We start from the raw sequence: 19347 nt of genomic DNA, 5'->3' as shown, positions 1-19347 counted from the left end.
AATTATTGGTTGTTGGTTAATTTTGCGATTCCTTTACCTTCAATGGCTACATAGATATTTCCGTCAGGACCCTGTCTCACATCTCTCATTCTACCTGAATCTTCCAGCAATTTAGTTCTTTTTGTGATCTTTTTACCGTCTAGGTCTAAAAGTTCCAGGTATTGGAACTTAAGGGAGCCTACTAAAAGATTGCCCTTTAATTCAGGAAATTTATCTGAAGTCACATAAGCAAATCCACTTGGAGCGATAGACGGAAGCCAGTAAAATATAGGATCTTTCATGTTCGGGCGGGATCGTTCATCGGTAATTGGAGTACCGCTGTAATTTTCGCCATAGGTTACTACAGGCCAACCATAATTTTCGCCTTTTTTAACAACATTGATTTCATCACCTCCTTTTGGACCATGCTCATGAACCCAGATCTCGCCGGTTTCAGGATTTAAAATCATTCCCTGTGGATTTCTGTGTCCGTAAGAATATATGGCTTCCACAGCATCTTCCTGTCCTACAAACGGATTATCTGATGGAACAGAGCCGTCATCATTCAGTCGATATACCTTACCGTTGTCCCTGGTAATATCCTGAGGATTTACATCTCTTTCTCCGCGTTCTCCAGCGCTGAAATAAAGGTAACCTTCATTATCAAAAGCGATTCTTGATCCAAAATGCTGACCTTTGGTAGTATTCGGAGAGGCTTTGTAAAGAACTTCTTTTGAAGTTAATTGATTGCCTTCAAGTTTAGCTCTCATAATGGCGGTATTACCACCATCACCTTCACCTTCAGTCGAAGCATAAGAGAAATAGATCCATCCGTTATTTTCATAATCTGGATGCAGAACTACATCTAAAAGTCCACCCTGTCCACGATCATAAACTTCTGGTCCACCCTGAACCTGAGTCTTTTTTCCATCCTTGAAATGAATGATATCTCCATTCTTTTCAGTTATTAGCATACTGTTGTCTGGCAGAAAGGTGAATCCCCACGGAATCTGGAGACCTTCCACAACCATTTCGTAAGAATATTTATCTGAACTTTCCGCATCTATAGGATCAGGAACTTCAGTTGGAGCATCAGTAGTTTCTTCAGTATTTTCCTGACTGTTTTCTTCAACCTTGGCTGTATCAGTAGTTTTGTCGTTATCACCACAGGCATAGAGGCTAAAAACGACTCCCATACCCAGTATTATTCTTTTCATAGCGTTGCAATTTTTAATTAAAATAGGGATTAAGTAAACTAAGATATAAAAAATTAAAAGTTTTCATTGTGAGAGATTAAATATTCTTATATTTGCCGCCCAATTGTGGTTTAAAAGCCATCTCGGGGTGTAGCGTAGCCCGGTTATCGCGCCTGCTTTGGGAGCAGGAGGCCGCAGGTTCGAATCCTGCCACCCCGACGAACCACCTAATAAGTGGAAACAAAACACTGTTAATCTCTTGATTTTCAGTGTTTTTTGTTTTTAGGGATATCAAATAATATCATTTAAAAGCATGAGTCTGGTGAATCATTCGGTGAATCAATTTTTACAAATAATTCCGTAACTTCCTAAGGCATTTGAGCTGGTTTGATTTTCGTCTTTGCGAACTGATTGTTTCATAAAAGACGCTTGAAATGCCTGATTACACTACCTTTTCCGTATTATTCTTTGTCCGAAAACATCATGATGAGACCAAGAAATTATTTATTTATGCCCGAATTACTGTTGATGGAAAACGCTCCGAAATTAGTCTGAAAAGATCAATTCCGGTGAATCAATGGGATACCTCAAAAGGACGCGCCAGGGGAACCGCTCCAAAATCACGAATTCTAAACCAGTACTTAGACCAGGTTTACAATAAGCTGTTAGACTGCCATAAGCAGCTCTCGTCAGAGAATAAAGTTATCTCCGCCCAGACTATCAAAGCTCGTTTCTATGGGAAGGATGAACATCACAAAACTTTACTGGAACTGATGGAATATCATAATACTAATATGAAGAATGTATTAAAACCCGGCACCCTCAAAAACTATTATACGACCGAAACTTACTTAAAAGAGTTTTTAAATAAGAAACTGAAATGCAATGATATTAACCTTAAACAGATCAATTACCGGTTTGTAACGGACTTTGAACAGTTCTTACGCAATTATTCGGCAAAAGTTTCACGCAAAACCTGTGGGAATAATGGTACCATGAAACACCTGGAACGCTTCAAAAAGATGCTCAACCTGGCTATTAAACTGGAATGGCTGGTAAAAAATCCATTTGACAACTTTAAATTCCGGTTTGAGAAGAATGAACGGCAGTATCTCAATAAACGGGAGCTTCAAATATTAGAGACGACCGAATTTACCAGAAGTAGCTTGCAAAAAGTAAAGGATATTTTTGTTTTCTCTTGCTATACGGGGCTTGCTTATGTTGATATTAAAAAATTAACCCTTCATCAGATTGTAAAAGGAATTGATGGGAGTAACTGGATCTATACCAAACGGGAAAAAACAAAAGAAACTATAAAGGTGCCTGTACTCCCCCAGGCGCAAATCTTATTAGATAAATACAAGGACCAAATTATATCAGGTGATTATTTGTTTCCTGTTTGTTCCAATCAAAAGGTCAATAAATACCTGAAAGAGTTGATGCAGCAACTGAAAATAAAAAAGACTATAACCTTTCATTCTGCCAGGCATACCTTTGCCACCACCATAACTTTATCTAATGGGGTGCCAATTGAAACGGTTTCCAAGTTATTAGGACATACTAAATTATCGACTACGCAGATCTATGCCAGGGTGATTGATTCCAAAATATCCAGTGATATGGAATGTTTAAAAAAGAAATTAAAATAGAGATGATTGACTTTGAAGTAGGTATAAAAATAGCCCTAATCCTAAAAGGGACATAATTATACCAATTATAAGAAATAAATAATGTACAATCTTTAGTTTGGACATATGATAATTTGAAGTCGCAATTAAGTTCTTTCTTATGGAGACGATTGCCGTTTTACCAATTAGTATTGTCAATTTAGGATTAGCTTAATATATTAATTCCGTGCTAATTACAATATATGTGGGCTAAATTTTGATTATTTCCGATGAGCGGATTAAGAAAATGAGATGTTTATGGAGTATCTAAACTTTTAGGGAATATCAAAATAGTAACAACCCAGATTTATGCGCGAGTGATATCCACGAAAATTTCCAAGAAGGCACAATACTCAAAAAAAAAAGTAATAACGGGATTTTTAAATCCTTCAAAAAAGCAGTTGGTACAAACCAACCTGTATGAAATTTTGTCCCGCCCGCGGGACGAAATCGAAGGTCGAGTAGGTAAAGGGGAATCTCACCCCTAAACCTCTCTCAGAACCGGACGTGAACCTCTCGATTCATACGGCTCTTCTTGATCAAAACATAGCATTAAGGCCTCAGACATGGATATTTCCAATGCTCAAAGAGCGTTGGATAATCCTTTGACAGGCTTCGAAGATATTTCGTTGAGGCAGTCCATGGTTTGCGGTGGTATCTACGATATTTATTACGCAGCCATTTGGCCAATCTTCGATGGAACGCTCTAAAGAGCATACCCATCCCGGAGAGCCTGAACTTTCCATAGTATCTGATCCAACCCCTGATTTTGGAGTTGACCAGCCGGGCAATATCTTCTATGGAAGATTGCGTCCGTCTATGGAGGTTTAAACGAAAGAGTTCCTCGTTTATTCGACTGATACTCTTCTGGCTCATCGCTGGAGTAAAGCCTAGGAATAGCTTTCCGCTTTTGCGGACTATTCTCGGCTTAAAGGTATGGCCTAAAAAGTCAAAACTTTGATAAGCCACCTTTCCCTTTGAGCGTCTCTTTTGATTGCGCCGACAATAAACTATCCGGGTTTTATCCGGATGTAGTTCCAGCTTACACTCAGACAGGCGTTTTCTAATGTCGTTTAACACATCGTGTGCCTGTTTCTGGTGGTAGCAATGGATCACAATATCATCAGCGTACCGCTCAAATCGAAGTTTAGGATAATGGCGTTCAAACCATTTATCAAAGGCAATGTCCATAAAGATATTGGCCAGTACAGGACTGATCACCCCACCTTGGGGAGTGCCTTTACCCTTTGGATTATGGACTGATCCATCGGCCTTCTGAACCGGGGCATTCAGCCAGCGCTTCACATACAATAAAATATATCGCTCCTGTGTGTGGTGACTTACCGCCTTTAATAATAGTTCATGGTCGATGTTATCATAAAATCCTTTGATGTCCAGATCGATCACCCAACTGTAACGAAAACAATGTTTCCGGCATTGGCCAATGGCATCATGGGCAGACTTACCCGGCCGGTATCCAAAACTATTTGGACTAAAACCGTTTTCTACCAATGATTCCAATGCTGTGGCCACAACCTGCTGGGCTACCCGGTCAATAATGGTTGGAATACCCAGAGGCCGCATCTTCCCTTTTCCCTTGGGAATCAGAACTTCTTTGACTGGTTTTGGAAAATAACTTCCACTAGTCATTCGGTTCCATAATGGATAGAGGTACTTCCTGAGGTTATTATCCACCTCTTCTATCGTGAGGCCGTCCACACCGGGACTGCCCCGGTTCGATCTTACCTTCTTAAAAGCCCGTTGTACCTGAGACTTGTTAATCGGTAATGTTTTGTGTTCTTCATTAAAGATCATCCTTAAAATTTTAAGTTGTCATGCAATAAATAAACGTATCAAGTGAAGCCCTTCACTGGCCAAAGTTTATAGCTTTGGTTCCCTGGAGCATGTACGCTACTACGGCTTCATCCGTCCCAGAATTGCAGTATCGTTACTTTCCGGCTTTCCGTCCTTGGCTTTCACCGTTTTCACTTCATTCACCTGCATTCTGGTTCTCCTTTTCCTTAATTGCGCCCGAATAAGGGTCTTGCCTTCTATATGCCGGATGCCATGCAACCAGTAACCAGATTCCCCGTTGCACCCTGCTCTCTTGGAGCTGCTCCTCCTTGATTTGGACATCATAAAAGTTATTTTCGACATGTCTATAAAGGTTCACTTGCGTTCAACTCCGCTTATTCACACCTATTACCCATTCTTAAAAATAGATAGTATACTTGTCGCTCAGTACCCAACCCCTTAAGGCGAGCACCACAAGCCGGTTTGAACAATCCGTCTGGACAGCTTGTTCGGTAGGTCAATCTTTCCTGGAATAAAGTGTGTGAGTCCTCTGATGTTAAGTTTGATGAAACTGATCAGCTCGTTTCTGCTTCTTCTAAGAAAGCTACCATCACAATTAAAGTTATGTTATCCGTTTTCAAAGAACGTTCTTCAACATTCGTGCTCCCCGGATAACTAAGGACGCACAGCAAGACGGTAACACGCTACGCGATGTTATTCGATTCCTTAAATTCATAAATATTTGTTGTTCAGTGTTTTATAAGTTAAACTATCCTATAGTATATCCACCCAAGTGGATATACCCATCTGAAAAGACCTATAAAATAAGGAAGGCTATAGCCAGTATATAATGAAATAGTATCCATTTTGCCCAAAAAAGGTTTCAATTAAGCAAGTAGGCCTGGAGTTTTCTAAAAAACCAATAGCTCTGTTTCAGCAAAAGAGGTTCATTCCTAATTGTCCTGGACACGAGCCAAAAAGCTTAGATTATTAAATGTTTGAAAGAATAATATCAAAAAGATTTTTTTAAGTTCACTAGGCGGTAACTAAAATTCACCGATCAGGATTTCAGAATTCTTTATCTTCTTTCATCACCTTATCTTTCGATGCGAAAATGACAAACTTTAAAATTAACCGGAGCCCATAAACCACTCTGTTATTTATAGCTCCTCTATAATTTTAAAGCTTGAAGCTAGGAGCATCAAAAGGTAATGCGATGGCGCTGGAAGAAGTAAATAGAAATAAATAAAAACCAGTTCATCCTGATCTACAGTATTTTTTTTCACAGCAAACGGAAAATGCTCAAGATGAAAAAAGTAAATAGTGTTTTCTCTTTTAACTTTTTGCTAGTAATTTTCAAATATTATTTATTATACATTTAAAGTAAAATCAAAGATAAAAAAGGGTTAATTCTGTTATTGCAGTCACGGCCCTTTTTTAGTATTCAAATATTTGATTACTCCCGATGGTCGCAATGAAAAAAGAGATGTTTATTGTGGAAACCAAACATCAGAATTAGTAGAATCAAAGCCCCCTATCTATCGAACTAATACTATGAAATGTTTGGTCGCTAAATAAACTACCTTTCCATTCATGGCATTAAGGATTTGGGAATATTCTTTCTTTTCATTCCCAAAGTACGCATATGATCAATCAAATTAGCTTTTACACAGTTTTCGATTTGATCCATCGGAATTCGATAGCTGCTTTTGCATTTATATTCCATCTTATTATCACAAAGTTTAGTGGTTAAATCAAGGTCTACCTTATTTCCATGAGTTTTGGTGTGTAAATAATAATTAAACTCAATATGCTCTTTATCTGCCAATGGAGAGCCTTTAATTTTAGGAATATAGACCGCATCTTCTAATTTCTGAAATTCCATAGTTACTGGTTTTTAAGGTGATTTATAAAATATAATAAATTTTATGATTGGAATTGAAATAGGAGCAGTTTGTTAAGAAAAAAGGGAAATGACGCTTTTACCTGCATTTCCCCTTTTAATTCCACTTGGGGGGTGACCCTTTGTGGAATAAACTTTATTAAAAGTTTACCGTGATTTTAAAGATACAAATTATTCTTTGCAACCTCCGGGCGCAAAGCAAGATTGTCATGACAATGACACATCTTGCTTTGTTTTCTTTTTTTGAATGATAAAGTATTATTTGGCAAAAATTACCACATAGGACTTTGTTAAAGTCATAAGATTTTGGCATTTAAAGAAGTAGGTAGTGCAGCACTTCAGATCGCATTTTTAATCTGAACAGCCGAAGCTCCAGGATTAATGGAAGCATATAAAACTACAGCTCTAGAAACATATTGATTGTTATTAAAATTTCAAAAGTATCCTTTGCAATATTTCTACAGAATTAATTCTGTAATTTGGAATTATGAAACTGCTTATAATAGAAGACGAACCTGAAATGCTAAAAAGCCTTGAAGATTTTGCCATAGAGGAAGGGTTTACTTGTGATACCGCAGGCAATTATTGGGATGGTGCTGAGCGTATCAATCTCTATGATTATGATTGTATTATCCTAGACATCAATCTCCCTGATGGAAGTGGGTTCGATTTACTTGAAGCTCTCCATAAAACAGATAAAACCGATGGAGTAATTATCCTTTCTGCTCGTAATTCCCTTGATGATAAAATAAAAGGACTGGGCTTGGGGGCGGATGACTATTTGACTAAGCCCTTCTATTTTTCAGAACTAAATGCCCGTGTAAAGGCAATTATCAGAAGGAAACAATTTAAGACTAATAAATTGGTTCGTTATTCAAACCTTATAATCGAACCAGATCAGTACATTGTGGGAGTCAATGAACTTGAAAGTAAACTTTCTCTGACTAAAAAAGAATATGCAATACTCACTCACTTGATTAGTAATCACAAGCGGGTACTTACCAAAGTTTCATTGGCAGAATATATATGGGGAGATTATGTAGATGAGGCACAGAGTTTTGATTTTTTATTCTCTCAAATCAAAAACCTAAAACGTAAATTAAAAGATGCCGGGGCACAGGTGGAAATAAGCAATATTTATGGTATTGGTTATCAAATTAAGTCTTTATGAAACTACTTACCTACACTTCCCGCATTCAATTACTTTTTTTCCTGATCCTGTTCGGGATTTTTTCAATATTGTTTTACCTGGTACTAAATTGGAACGTACTTCAGAATGTGGATGAAGTACTGTATAACCGCAAAGACAACCTGCTGGCTTATCTTGAAGAAAATCCTGAAGCTCCATTTAAAGAAGACAACCCGCTAGACGATTTTACTTTTTATACTGTTGCAGAAACTGTGTTCCAGGAAAGTTACGAAAGTTACTCCGACACTCTTATTTATGAGCCTGTTGATAATGAGTTCGATGAATACCGCAAACTAACCACTTTTGCGAAATTACAAGGTGAACATTACCGGCTGGAAATAATAAAGCCCCACCTGGAGGCGGCAGAAATGATCAGTACAATCGCTATTACTCTCGGAAGTTTATTTTTGGGGTTAGTATTGTCTTTTTATTTATTCCAACGTTTTATCTCACGAAAAATATGGAAGCCGTTTTTTGGAATACTCGAAAAAATTCGGCTTTTCCGATTGGATAAGCAGGAACTACAAGAACTGCCATCTACATATATAGATGAGTTTCGGATGCTAAATGAAGCCGTTAATGAGCTGACCCGGAAAAACAAGGAGGTATTTGAAAATCAGAAGCAGTTTATAGAAGACGCCTCCCATGAATTGCAAACACCCTTATCCATAATTCAGTCAAAATTGGAAGCGCTAGTGAGCAGAACCACGTTAACCGCAGAACAAGCAGCTATTGTAGACAGTATCATTGGCTCTACGCAACGGCTAAAAAAACTGAACAAAACCCTTTTACTGCTGGCCAAAATAGAAAATAGTCAGTTCCTGATGACGGACGAGGTTAATGTCAATGGAATAATCGGCAGATCCCTGGAATATTATGACGAACAGAAAAATATCCTGAATATTAAAATGAAAATTAATATAAGAAAAAGGGTTGTAATTTCAGGAAACAAGATGCTTACCGAAATCCTCATCCAGAATTTGCTTAAAAATGCCTTTTTACATAATGTCGAAGATGGAATGGTAGACATAAAATTAGACAAGAAACAATTGGTTGTTACCAATTCTGGCAATCAAAAAAGTATAAGTCAAAAAAGGCTGTACCAAAGATTTAATAAATCTTCTAATAATCCTGAATCTTGGGGCTTAGGGTTATCAATTGCTTTTAAAATTGCCGATAAAAGTAATTGGAAATTAAAATATAATTTCGAAGGGAATCAACACATTTTCACAATATATTTCTGATTCTCCAAAATTTCTACAGAGTTGTTTTTTAAATTTCAATTTCAATAAATGTTTAATTTTAAAATCTTATTGTTATGAAAACAAGTAAAAATTTATTTCGCATTTTATTATTCTCCTTACTTTTTATAGGAGGTAATGTGGCTACAGCAACTGCCCAATCGGAGATCAAAGAGTTAAGTGAAAAGTCCATTGAGTTCTCTGAACTACCCGAAGCCGTAAAGGATGCTTTTAAGAACTCGGAATACGCCGAATGGGAAATAGAGGAGGTGGAAAAGGTTGAGACCAATAAGGGCACTATGTATGAGCTTGAGGTCGAAAACGAAGATGAAACCTATTATGAACTTTATTTTAGTCCGGAAGGAAAATTAGTGCTCAAAAAAGAGAAAAGCCACAAAGATGGTGAAGATGATCATCGATAATGCTTCAACTAATAAAATCTAAAGGATTTCAGACCTTTTATAGAAGCTGAGGGCTGCCAAGAAGAATTTCGACTTGTGTAGATCTCAGCTCTTAATCTTTTACCATCCTCTGGATTAATAAAGAGGAAAAATAAGAAGAAATACTTGAATATGTTTCCTTGTTACTTTTGATACGTATTAGATTCAAATTTTTCTTTCTATGCCCATTGCTGTTCGTTTTTTGGCAATGAGATCCCGGAATTTGGAGTTTAGTATTCTATTTTAAAATAAGGCCAGAAAAATCATTAATTAACTTTTAAATATAAATGCAAATGGACCGAAAAGATTTTATAAAAAATTCAACAATATTGGGTAGTGCAACTATCCTCCCCGTTAATAACGTTTTTTCTCGAGGTGTGAATGAAAATGGTATTGATAAATTAGTAGATAACAATGGTAATTTTATTCAGAAGTCGCTACCTTACAATAAAACCTTTCTGGAACCTCATATGGATGAAGAAACTCTGCATCTACATTACGAATTTCATCATGGTGGAGCGGTAAAAGGAGCTAATAAAGATCTCGACAATATTAAAAAGCACCTTAAGTCTGGTGAAATGGAAATGGTCGATTTATGGACAAGGAAATTAGCCTATCATTTTTCAAGCCACTTACTTCATTCTATTTTCTGGACTAACCTGACCAATAAAAAAACCCAGCCAAAAGCAGATTTATTAAAACAGATAGAAAAAGATTTTGGTTCGTTTGATAAACTCCAAGCATACATAGCCAAAGTTTCCAAAAGTGTTGAGGGCAGTGGTTGGGGTATTTTAGGTTATCAGCCTTACTCACAGTCCCTTACACTTTTGCAATGTGAAAACCATCAAAAATTAACACAATGGGGGGTTATTCCTATTTTGGTAATAGATGTATGGGAACACGCCTATTATTTAAAGCATAAAAATAAAAGAGGAGATTTTGTAGATACTGTGTTAGATATTATTGATTGGGATAATGTAGCAGATAGATATAACACCGCCATTAAACTTCGATAATTGGAAAAATTACCTTTCAAGGAAGCCCTGAGAGTATGGGTGAAAGTAGCTATCCACAGTTTCGGAGGACCAGCTGGGCAAATTGCAGTAATGCATAAAATATTGGTAGAAGAAAAAAAGTGGATCAGTGAGAGCCGTTTTCTACATGCTCTCAATTACTGCATGTTATTGCCGGGACCAGAAGCACAGCAACTAGCTACCTATATCGGCTGGTTGCTTCACAGAAACAAGGGAGGACTGGTTGCGGGGATATTATTTGTCCTACCAGGTTTTATCTCCATATTAATCCTTAGTATTCTCTATGCAGCATACCGGGATATAGGAATTGTAGAAGCCATTTTTTTTGGCATTAAACCTGCTGTATTGGCCATCGTTATTGGTGCAGTCATCAAAATAGGGAAAAGAGCCCTAAAAAATGAGGTCATGGTGAGTATGGCAGTACTCGCTTTTATCGCTATTTTTTTCTTCCAGATCGACTTTCCTTATATTGTTCTGGCTGCTGGGTTAATAGGTTTTATAGGCGGAAAACTTTGGGAAGAAAAATTTCATGTAATAAAGGGACATAGAGAAAAAAGGGATGAAGATAATGCCTTTTATATAGACAGCTATATCCAGCCGGTAAAGCCGTCTCTTGTAAAAAGCCTGAAAACCATATTCCTCTTTTTAAGTTTATGGGCACTACCGTTGATACTGATCGCCATGTGGATTGGAACGGAGAACATTTTCTTCTCAGAAGGGATATTTTTCAGTAAAACGGCAGTGGTTACGTTTGGAGGAGCTTATGCAGTCTTGGCCTATATTGCTCAAAAAGCAGTGGAAGATTATGGCTGGCTAAGAAGTGGGGAAATGCTGGACGGTCTGGGAATGGCAGAAACAACACCGGGCCCCCTCATCCAGGTCGTTCAATTTGTTGGGTTTATGGGAGCTTATCGCTTATCTGGTACGATGGATCCTCTTATGGCCGGCATCTTAGCTTCCTTTTTGGTGACCTGGACAACTTTTATTCCCTGCTTCCTGTTTATATTTACCGGCGCACCCTATATTGAATACCTCCGGGGCAATAAAAACCTAACCACTGCCTTGTCAGGAATTACGGCTGCAGTCGTAGGCGTTGTACTCAATCTTGGGGTTTGGTTTGCTATCTATACACTTTTTGGACGAGTAAATGAAAGCCACTCATACGGAATAAGATGGTTAATTCCGAAATGGGAAACCATTAATATTCCTTCAATGGTAATTGGAATTATTGCTGCATTTGTTTATTTCATCCTTAAATGGGACATGCTAAAAACCATTGCTGTGAGCATTTTGTCAGGAATAATTTACTTCTTCATCTTTAATAACTAGCTTTAATGAAAAATTTAATCCAACATCTAAGCGGCAATAAAAATGGATGTTTCAAATTAAAAAGTAACTCAATTAAGGACTTATAAAAGGGTGAAGGAGAAGCCCGGCTTATGCAGTCCGGCTAACTTCTAAATCTTGTCCATTAGCATCTTTAAAGAAAAATAGTAGAGACTCGGAAAAGTAGTTTTTTGAAGGGGCTATTTTATAGAAAATCATATCTTTATACCACAAAGGCGAGCAAATAAAATGAACTCTCTTTGTTTTATGAAGTTTGGTGAATCATTCGGTGAAACATCAAAATAGTTAACAGTGAAAGTATTGTGGTTAGGGCGTTTGTACAAAAATAAATTATCCTGCCACCCCGACAAAGACAAATTTCGAATAGAACTAAAACCTTGTTGATCATATGATTAACAAGGTTTTTTCTTTTTTGCTAAATAAATAACTATTTCCATCTGAAATTTTCAAAGTCAAGAAAGCCCAAAATTACTGGGATGGTACATAATTTCTAAGATTCATACAGAGCAGACTTCATTGAAAAAAAAACTGGATTATTAGATCCTAAACGATTTCCAGTTTATAAAATCTTAATATAAAACTTACATTATCAATGCTTTTCGATTTGGGAATTAATTAAAAGTTTCTGAAATTGATAAGCTTATTCTCTATACTTTGGATTATCAAACTATTACCGGCCGGGAGATCTTAAAATTTCTCAACTCTTCTATTCATAGGCAGATTTCAGTGCAGCTGAAAAGAGTAAACATGGACCTAAGTAAAGATCTTGATAATTTTGAATTGAAAATCAATCACAGCAATAATGTGTGTTTATTAAGTATTGTTACTCCAGACTGGACGAGCTATCCTTTCCATCTTGGTTTTTTTCAGCTAGGTCATAAGAAATTTTATCCTGTAATAAGTCAAAATCCCACAGATTGAAACAAGAAGCCTGCTGAATTTCAACAGGCTTAGTTATCTTTAGATCATTCCATTATTTAATCCTTTATCTCTACACGAATTCCCTGCGTATGACTGGAAAATTCAGGGGCATACATACTTTCAATATTGGTGATTCCATTTGAAAATTTACCGGCATTATTAGCTCTTACCGTATATTCCAGTATGTAAGTTCCTTTCGCCAGCGAATCAAAGAAGAAGTGCGTCGCTGCATCGCGAGTACTTTGATAATAAGAAGTTCCATCCTGATATTTGTATTTAGACAGCACATCTGTAGGCTCAAATCCGCTGGCCCGCATATCTTTTAAATGCACAAAATCCATGTCTGCACCTGCTCTAACTACAAGACGTACCGTGACCAGATCGCCGAGTTTGATCGGGGTTTCTGAGGTAATTTGTTGCAATTTATTATCGGCTTTGTTCAGATAAAGTTCCTTTTCGATATTCAATGGTCCAGAACTAAAATCATCAATTTTATCCAGGTCTTCAAAGTATTGCCAGTAAGCACCTCCGTAACCTGGACTTGAATTATTATTTTCAATCTCAATGGTTCCGAAATCTTTGGTGATCTCATCAGCATTCCAATTTAATTTGAAATATCCTGTGCCAGCCTCTTCTTCGGTTTCTGAAAGCTTTTCTTCGCTAATTTTTTTACCTCCAATTTTAATAATAGTACTATCTGAAACGCTCAACCAGTTTCCTCCTTCCATAAGCAAGGCATAGCTCGCTGCAGTTGTAGATTTTGTGGTAGACCAGTGATTAGTCCTTTTATTCTGGATAAGCCAAATTTTCATTTCTTCAATAGCTTCCCTGTCATTAGTCACCTTACTGAAAGCTTCAATGATCTTTGCCTGTGTTTCAACTGTTGTCCTACTATGATACCAGCTAGCTTCATTCTCTTTCCAGTACATTCCATAATCCTCAGAATTTACAGCCGTTTCTTTTAGTGAAATTAGAATTTTTTCAGCTACTTCTTTTTCATCAAAATCATGCAGAACCATCGCTAAAATAGCTTTGTTAAAAAGGCTTTGTTGAAGCCAGTTCTCTTTTTGAGCCTGAACGATTTTTATGGTAATATTTTTTAGTTCCGGAGAAAGTGGAAAATCATTAATATAATGTCTTCGAGCTTCTAAATATTGCAGCGCCCAGTAGCTTTCATAAAATGATTTATTTTCTCTTATTCTACTTTGCTTTTCCATTTTAAGAAATTCAGCGTCGAGAAATTTAATTGCATTACTAAGTATTCTTCGCGCATCAACGTTTATTTCCAGCTTTTCCAGTTGGGCAAAACCAGAAACGATATGTCGCGTGATATAATAGCTGTCTAAACCTCCGGAAAACCATGGAAAGGCTCCGGAAGAATTCTGCATCAATTGCAGCTTGCGCAGGTTGTTATTAATTCCTTCCTGAATTTTGGCAGTATCAAAAAGTTCAGCGACCCTTTTTTTCTGAAGACCTTCAGATTCAGCATCCATCACCCATGGTGTTTCAGCAAGCAGGATAGATTTTAGGTCTTCATTTTTCTCAAGGCTGCTCACCAATGAACTATCCTTTTTCCAGGCATTAAAAACCTCTGCAATCTCTGGCTGAGAAGTGACAATTTTATTTCCAATGGCATTCGCAAAGATCTTCGAAAATACCTGTTCTGAACAATCATGCTCATATTCCATCAAATATGGTAGACTCTGGATGGCGTACCATGCCGGGTTAGCAGTATACTCCAGGCTGAATTTGTGATTTTGAAGTGTCTCTGAGGTATTATTCTTTAAAGACTCAAAATCGTACGTATCGGTTTCTCCTGCTCTTACAAAAAGTGGAATACTTTCTTTAACTAGCATCCTGTTTTTAAGTACTGGGAGTAAATTCTCTTCACCATCTGAAAAATCTCCCGATCTAGCCAGAACTCTGTAAGTTATAGCTGGTATCGTATCTGGAATATGCAATTTCCAGGAGACAACATCGCTCTTAGAATTAACAATATTGAAAGACTTTATACTTTCGTTGTTTCCAAGCGCTGCGTCAACTGGTTGCATGGTCACAGCGTTGAATAGTTTCAGAACGGCATTTCCACTTAATGTCTCTTCAGATAAATTACTGATTTTTGCTTTAAAAATAATACTATCGCCTTCTCTCAAAAATCTGGGTGGATTAGGGATTACATTGAGATCTTTTTGAGTTCTAACCGTCTTTTCGATTTTTTTGGTAGTCCATTCTTTTGTATGGGCCAATAGGCGTAATTTCCAACTGGTAAGCGCTTCCGGAGTTGTAAAGCTGAATTGCAACTTTCCGTCTTCATCAATTCGTAGATCAGGATAAAAGAAAGCTGTTTCCTGAAGATTTTTTCTGGCTTCCACATTCTCGAGATCCTGCATACCCTTTTTTGTTGAGATGATCACAGCACCATTTGCTGCTTGCGAACCGTAAAGAGCCATCGCTTCATCTTTGCTCAAAACTGTAATATTGGTGATTTCATCCTCGGAAATACTTAGGTTTTCCACAATTTTTCCATCTACGACGAACAAGGCATTTTCAGATCCAGTACCGGTACTGGAATAGCCGCGAATCTTAATAGTTGCACTGCCTGTATCCTGCTTTAATTCAATTCCACTAACTTTTCCCTGTAATGAGGTTAGCGCCATCGATTCTTCAGCTACTTCCTGAGTTGCGTAACCGAGAGAATTTTTCTCCCTAGAAATTCCAAGTTCAGTTACAATAACCTCATCGAGGTTTGATGAATCTTCTTCCAGCGAAATATAAATAGTTGCTTTTTCCTGAACTAAATATTCTGTGGTCACAAAACCCACATAATTGAAGACCAGTATATCATTTTTCTTCGCGTCGATACCAAATTTACCATCGAAATTGGTCTCTGTACCGGTATTGGTTCCTTTAATAATCACATTCACTCCGGGCAGTGGTAAACCATCGGTATCTGTTACAATTCCCTGTATATTTCCAGTTATAGTACTGTTATTCTTATTTTTCTTATCATTCAGATATCTTCTGTAGGAATAATCGTTTACGACACCAAAACGAAAACCAAAAGTTGATAGGTCATCAAATGCCATTTTGGAAGGCCGATATTTCCAGATGTAAGGAAAATTATTATTCAGGTTGTTTATCTGGCCGACTGTCGCATTACGATGTCTCGGATAATTAAGCCATCGATCCCTGTATCCGGGGTCTGTTTCCCAATTTGCTACTTTAAATTGATCCAGCGATGCGTCATACATCGATGCAAGAATCTCGGTATCCGGAACTTCATTGTTCTCATCGCTGATGCTGAAACTCCAGGTTTCTTCAAGTCCTGACTGAATTTTATTTCTAAAAGTGCTGGTAGTGATATTTATATTTTTGCTCTCCTTTGATAATGAAACCGACTTTTGAGCTTCGATTGACTCGTTATTTCGAATTCCACTTGCCATGATCATGATCTCCCGGTTCTTCACATTCTCAACCGGAATTTTCACTGTTTTATTCCCGTCTATGCTTAAAAGCTCATGATACAGCGTGTTATTTTCATCATACGCCATTAGGCTCAACTCCAGATCTTTATAAGAGGTCTGCAAATTGACTTTAGCAAATCCATCCTCTCGCGGATCTTCATTCGTAACGCTAATCAGTAATTGTTGATTATCCGACAGGTATTTCTCTTCTGGATCTATTACCCGAAAGGTCTTTTTTAATTCCGAAGAATTAGTATCAGTTCGTGTTGAAACTTCAACGAGGTACCTACCTTCGTCCCATTCAGCACCAAGCTTTACAAGGTCTTCAAAAGTGCCGTCAGATTTAAATTCTGTGACATATAGAAGTTTGCCTTTAGGCAGATCCTGAATTTCTACGATATCCTCATAGGGTTCCAACGGAAATAATTTCCTGAACTCTTTTTCCGTGATCAAATTGAATTCCGGAGCTTCCCATATCCTGTTTTTCGTAAATTTCTCCTGAGATTTCAATTTGAAGATCTTCAGATTACCACTTACGGGAACTTGGTTATCGTTGAGGTTAGTAGTAACGAGGGAAATTTTTAAAGTATCTACTGGCGCCACATTTTCCTGAATTTCAAGTTCTGCAATCAGGTTATTATTCCCAATTTTCAGTTCTGTTTCTCCATTTCTTGTTTCTCCGGAAATATCAGTCACGCTCGCATTGACGGAATATTTATAAATAAGATCCTGGTCTTCCAGTTCTCCTTTTTCTACCTGAGCAAGAAAACTAATTTCAAAATTTCCGTTCTCATCGGCTTTTACAGAATCTTTAGCGATGATGACCTCTTCAGAATAATACCTGCGCCACCAGGAATTAATATATTTTTCCCTTTTGATCTCGTAGGTCACATTAGCATTAGAAATGGGTGCTCCCATGAAGGATTCCAAATTACCCGAAATGGTAACGTTTTCATTCAATTTGAAACTTTGCTTTATAGTATCAAAGGCTACTTCAAAACTCGGTCTCTTATATTCTTCAACACTGAAAGTTGTATAGGTTTCATAATACTCACCATCATTCCATATTTTTTTCCAGAACTTTGTTTCTGAATCCATTTCTTCTTCAGAATAAATACTGAATTCACCGGTAATTCCATTATCAGGAATTGTAAAACTGCCATTGAAAGAACCATATTCGTTGGTTTTAAATCGTAATTCCAGAATTTCCTTTCCATTAGGATCGTCTACATAAACTGGTATATATTCATGGGGAACCGTTGAAGTACTATCATTTTCATATTGAAGAAGAACTCCTTTAAAATAAACCGTTTGCCCCGGCCTGTAAATTGCCCTGTCCAGAAAGAAAAGAGTTTTGGCCTCCGGAGGTCGTTTAGTTGAAAATTTCGAATAACGATTATGCGAATAGCTTGATTTCAGGGAGTCCTGACCTTTGGCAAAAATAAACTGATCGTAATAATTATAGGAACTTCTGTTCTTATAGGTAAATTCTCCCTTTCCGTCTGTTTTCCCCCATAGCCTTGCCCCATTTTTATTAAAGCTTAAAATTTTTACATTCTCTATCGGCTTACCGGTGGTACGATCTTTAACATGCAAGATGCTTTCCTGGTCAAAATAAGTTTCTGAAACACTTAGATCTGAAACCTGATAGAATCCGTAATTGTTATGACTTTTATTGTCATACAGATAAACCAGGTAATTACCAGCCGGTTTGGGCTCTAAAATAATTTCGGTAGTGTGCGTTTTGTAATTTTTCTCACCGGGAAGCTTAATAAATGAGCTATCCTTATGTCTTTTCGCTATGGCTTTGACCAGGGAATCCCTTTGATTGTAGTTGGTATTTTTTAGGACATCCATCGGTACTTTAATGATCTTTTTATAAATACTATCCACGTTTTTATAAGAGAGAAAAGCTCTTCCGGGTTCATCTACTGCTAAATACGCCTGAACCTTGGAATTTAATGTTGGATTGGTGATCGTTGTTCTTAATCTCCTCGCATTTTGTGAAATAGAACTATTTGGGTAATTCTCAATAATAGTATTTAAAAGCTCTACAGACTTTACTAGAAAATCAGTATCATCTTTGTTTTCCTCATTTTCACTGGCCTGCTGATAATAATAGTATGCTATTTCATATTTGATGAATGAGCTCAGATCATCATTTTTCGAATTTTGGTCAAGTGCGATTAAGGTATTAAAATATCGATCTGAGCTATCCTGGATTTCAAAATTCTGCTCAACGAACTTAAGCCTTTGTATCAGCCAATAGATCTGGGGCAGGGCATTATCATTTTTTGAATGTATTTTTTCAAGTTCCTGGAAAATTTTTAAAGCCTCGAATTTTGATAGGTGTTTTTCAGGAACATCTACTTTGATAAATTTTTCAGTATTTCCAAGCAAATTATCATCAAACCACGAGCTATTGATAGAATTTTCAAATTCTGAAGTAAAAATTGAACTGTCCTGATAAAAATCAATGGCCCTTCCCGCGAGAAGATCAAAAAGGCTGGGTCTCCATTGCCGCTCAAAAGGAATGATCTTCAGTAATTTTTCCACATTCTCCACAGGAATTTCTTCCAGTTTATCAGGATTTCTTAAGGAACGATCATAAGCAGTTAAAATACTATCCTTAAATGTTTGGGCGGCCCAGGTTTCAATGTCATTTTTATCAGGCTTATCTACCTGGCTTCGACCCCTTAAATCATACCTGTTTCTTCGGTAATGGTCCTGAAGAAATTCGGCTTTATAACTGTTAAGGATATTATTGTAAGGTGTCGGTATTAATTCCAGGATATCGTTAAGATCACTCAAGATGTAATTATTTGAATCTTCATGATTTTGCTGGTAAAACTTATAATGATAAATCTTCCCTTTAATATAATTGAGGTAATCCTTTTGCTTAAGTGAATTAGAAATAAGTTCCTGCGCTAATTCATCTGCAGAAGAGATTTTCCCGTTGATCTCGAGGGAATCAATAGCTTCCCATTTTTCTGAATAATCTGGGTTTTGAGCAGAAACGAATATAGCGAACAGGAGAAGAACTCCTGAAATGAGCTTTTTCATGTAGTTTTGAGTTGAATTGAAAATACTGAATTTATGAAAATTAATCTCAAACCGCTACTGGCTTAAGCAATTTCTGCCAGTAAAACCTAAAAAGCCTGCTGAATTTCAA

At 37.1% G+C, this 19347-nt stretch carries 11 protein-coding genes and 1 tRNA gene; 8 read left to right on the top strand and 4 right to left on the bottom strand.

Features of this window, described 5'->3' with window-relative positions; genetic code table 11:
- Nucleotides 1–2: 2 nt before the first annotated feature.
- A complete protein-coding gene (locus AC2S94_RS14965; protein ID WP_484629353.1) occupies nt 3–1196 on the bottom strand; it encodes a PQQ-dependent sugar dehydrogenase in 1194 nt (397 codons plus the stop codon).
- A 123-nt stretch (nt 1197–1319) separates the two neighbouring features.
- Here AC2S94_RS14965 and AC2S94_RS14960 point away from each other — a divergent pair.
- A tRNA-Pro gene (locus AC2S94_RS14960) sits at nt 1320–1394 on the top strand.
- Nucleotides 1395–1609: 215 nt separating this feature from the next.
- Nucleotides 1610–2824, top strand: coding sequence for a site-specific integrase (locus AC2S94_RS14955; protein ID WP_484629352.1), 1215 nt, complete (start codon nt 1610–1612; stop codon nt 2822–2824).
- 570 nt (nt 2825–3394) lie between these two features.
- Here the strand turns inward: AC2S94_RS14955 and ltrA are convergent.
- Complete coding sequence (ltrA, locus tag AC2S94_RS14950) at nt 3395–4657, bottom strand: group II intron reverse transcriptase/maturase (protein ID WP_484628882.1); 1263 nt, start codon at nt 4655–4657, stop codon at nt 3395–3397.
- 1570 nt (nt 4658–6227) lie between these two features.
- Entirely contained in the window at nt 6228–6521 is a 294-nt protein-coding gene (locus tag AC2S94_RS14945; protein WP_219548572.1) for a hypothetical protein, read from the bottom strand.
- A 505-nt stretch (nt 6522–7026) separates the two neighbouring features.
- On the opposite strand from AC2S94_RS14945, the gene AC2S94_RS14940 reads away from it, so the two are divergent.
- The 6 genes from AC2S94_RS14940 (at nt 7027) to AC2S94_RS14915 (ending at nt 12711) form a co-directional block, all read left to right on the top strand.
- The gene (locus AC2S94_RS14940) at nt 7027–7710 is read left to right on the top strand and encodes a response regulator transcription factor (RefSeq protein ID WP_219549672.1); all 684 of its coding nucleotides are present in this window, start codon (nt 7027–7029) and stop codon (nt 7708–7710) included.
- The gene (locus AC2S94_RS14935; protein ID WP_219548569.1) at nt 7707–8972 is read left to right on the top strand and encodes a sensor histidine kinase; all 1266 of its coding nucleotides are present in this window, start codon (nt 7707–7709) and stop codon (nt 8970–8972) included. The genes AC2S94_RS14940 and AC2S94_RS14935 overlap by 4 nt, the downstream gene beginning before the upstream one ends.
- A gap of 74 nt (nt 8973–9046) precedes the next feature.
- Nucleotides 9047–9391, top strand: a complete 345-nt coding sequence (locus tag AC2S94_RS14930; protein WP_219548567.1) for a PepSY-like domain-containing protein — start codon at nt 9047–9049, stop codon at nt 9389–9391.
- A gap of 311 nt (nt 9392–9702) precedes the next feature.
- Nucleotides 9703–10425, top strand: coding sequence for a superoxide dismutase (locus tag AC2S94_RS14925; protein WP_484629351.1), 723 nt, complete (start codon nt 9703–9705; stop codon nt 10423–10425).
- Nucleotides 10426–11772, top strand: a complete 1347-nt coding sequence (gene chrA, locus AC2S94_RS14920) for a chromate efflux transporter (RefSeq protein ID WP_484629350.1) — start codon at nt 10426–10428, stop codon at nt 11770–11772.
- 765 nt (nt 11773–12537) lie between these two features.
- A complete protein-coding gene (locus AC2S94_RS14915) occupies nt 12538–12711 on the top strand; it encodes a hypothetical protein (protein ID WP_484629349.1) in 174 nt (57 codons plus the stop codon).
- Nucleotides 12712–12767: 56 nt separating this feature from the next.
- Here the strand turns inward: AC2S94_RS14915 and AC2S94_RS14910 are convergent, their stop codons facing one another.
- On the bottom strand, nt 12768–19238 hold the full coding sequence (locus AC2S94_RS14910; protein ID WP_484629348.1) for an alpha-2-macroglobulin family protein: 6471 nt from the start codon (nt 19236–19238) through the stop codon (nt 12768–12770).
- Between the last annotated feature and the right edge of the window lie 109 nt (nt 19239–19347).

It is taken from the genome of Christiangramia pacifica (genome assembly GCF_057221535.1).
Note: the sequence above shows the minus strand (reverse complement) of the source record. Positions and strands in the feature narration are given on the sequence as shown.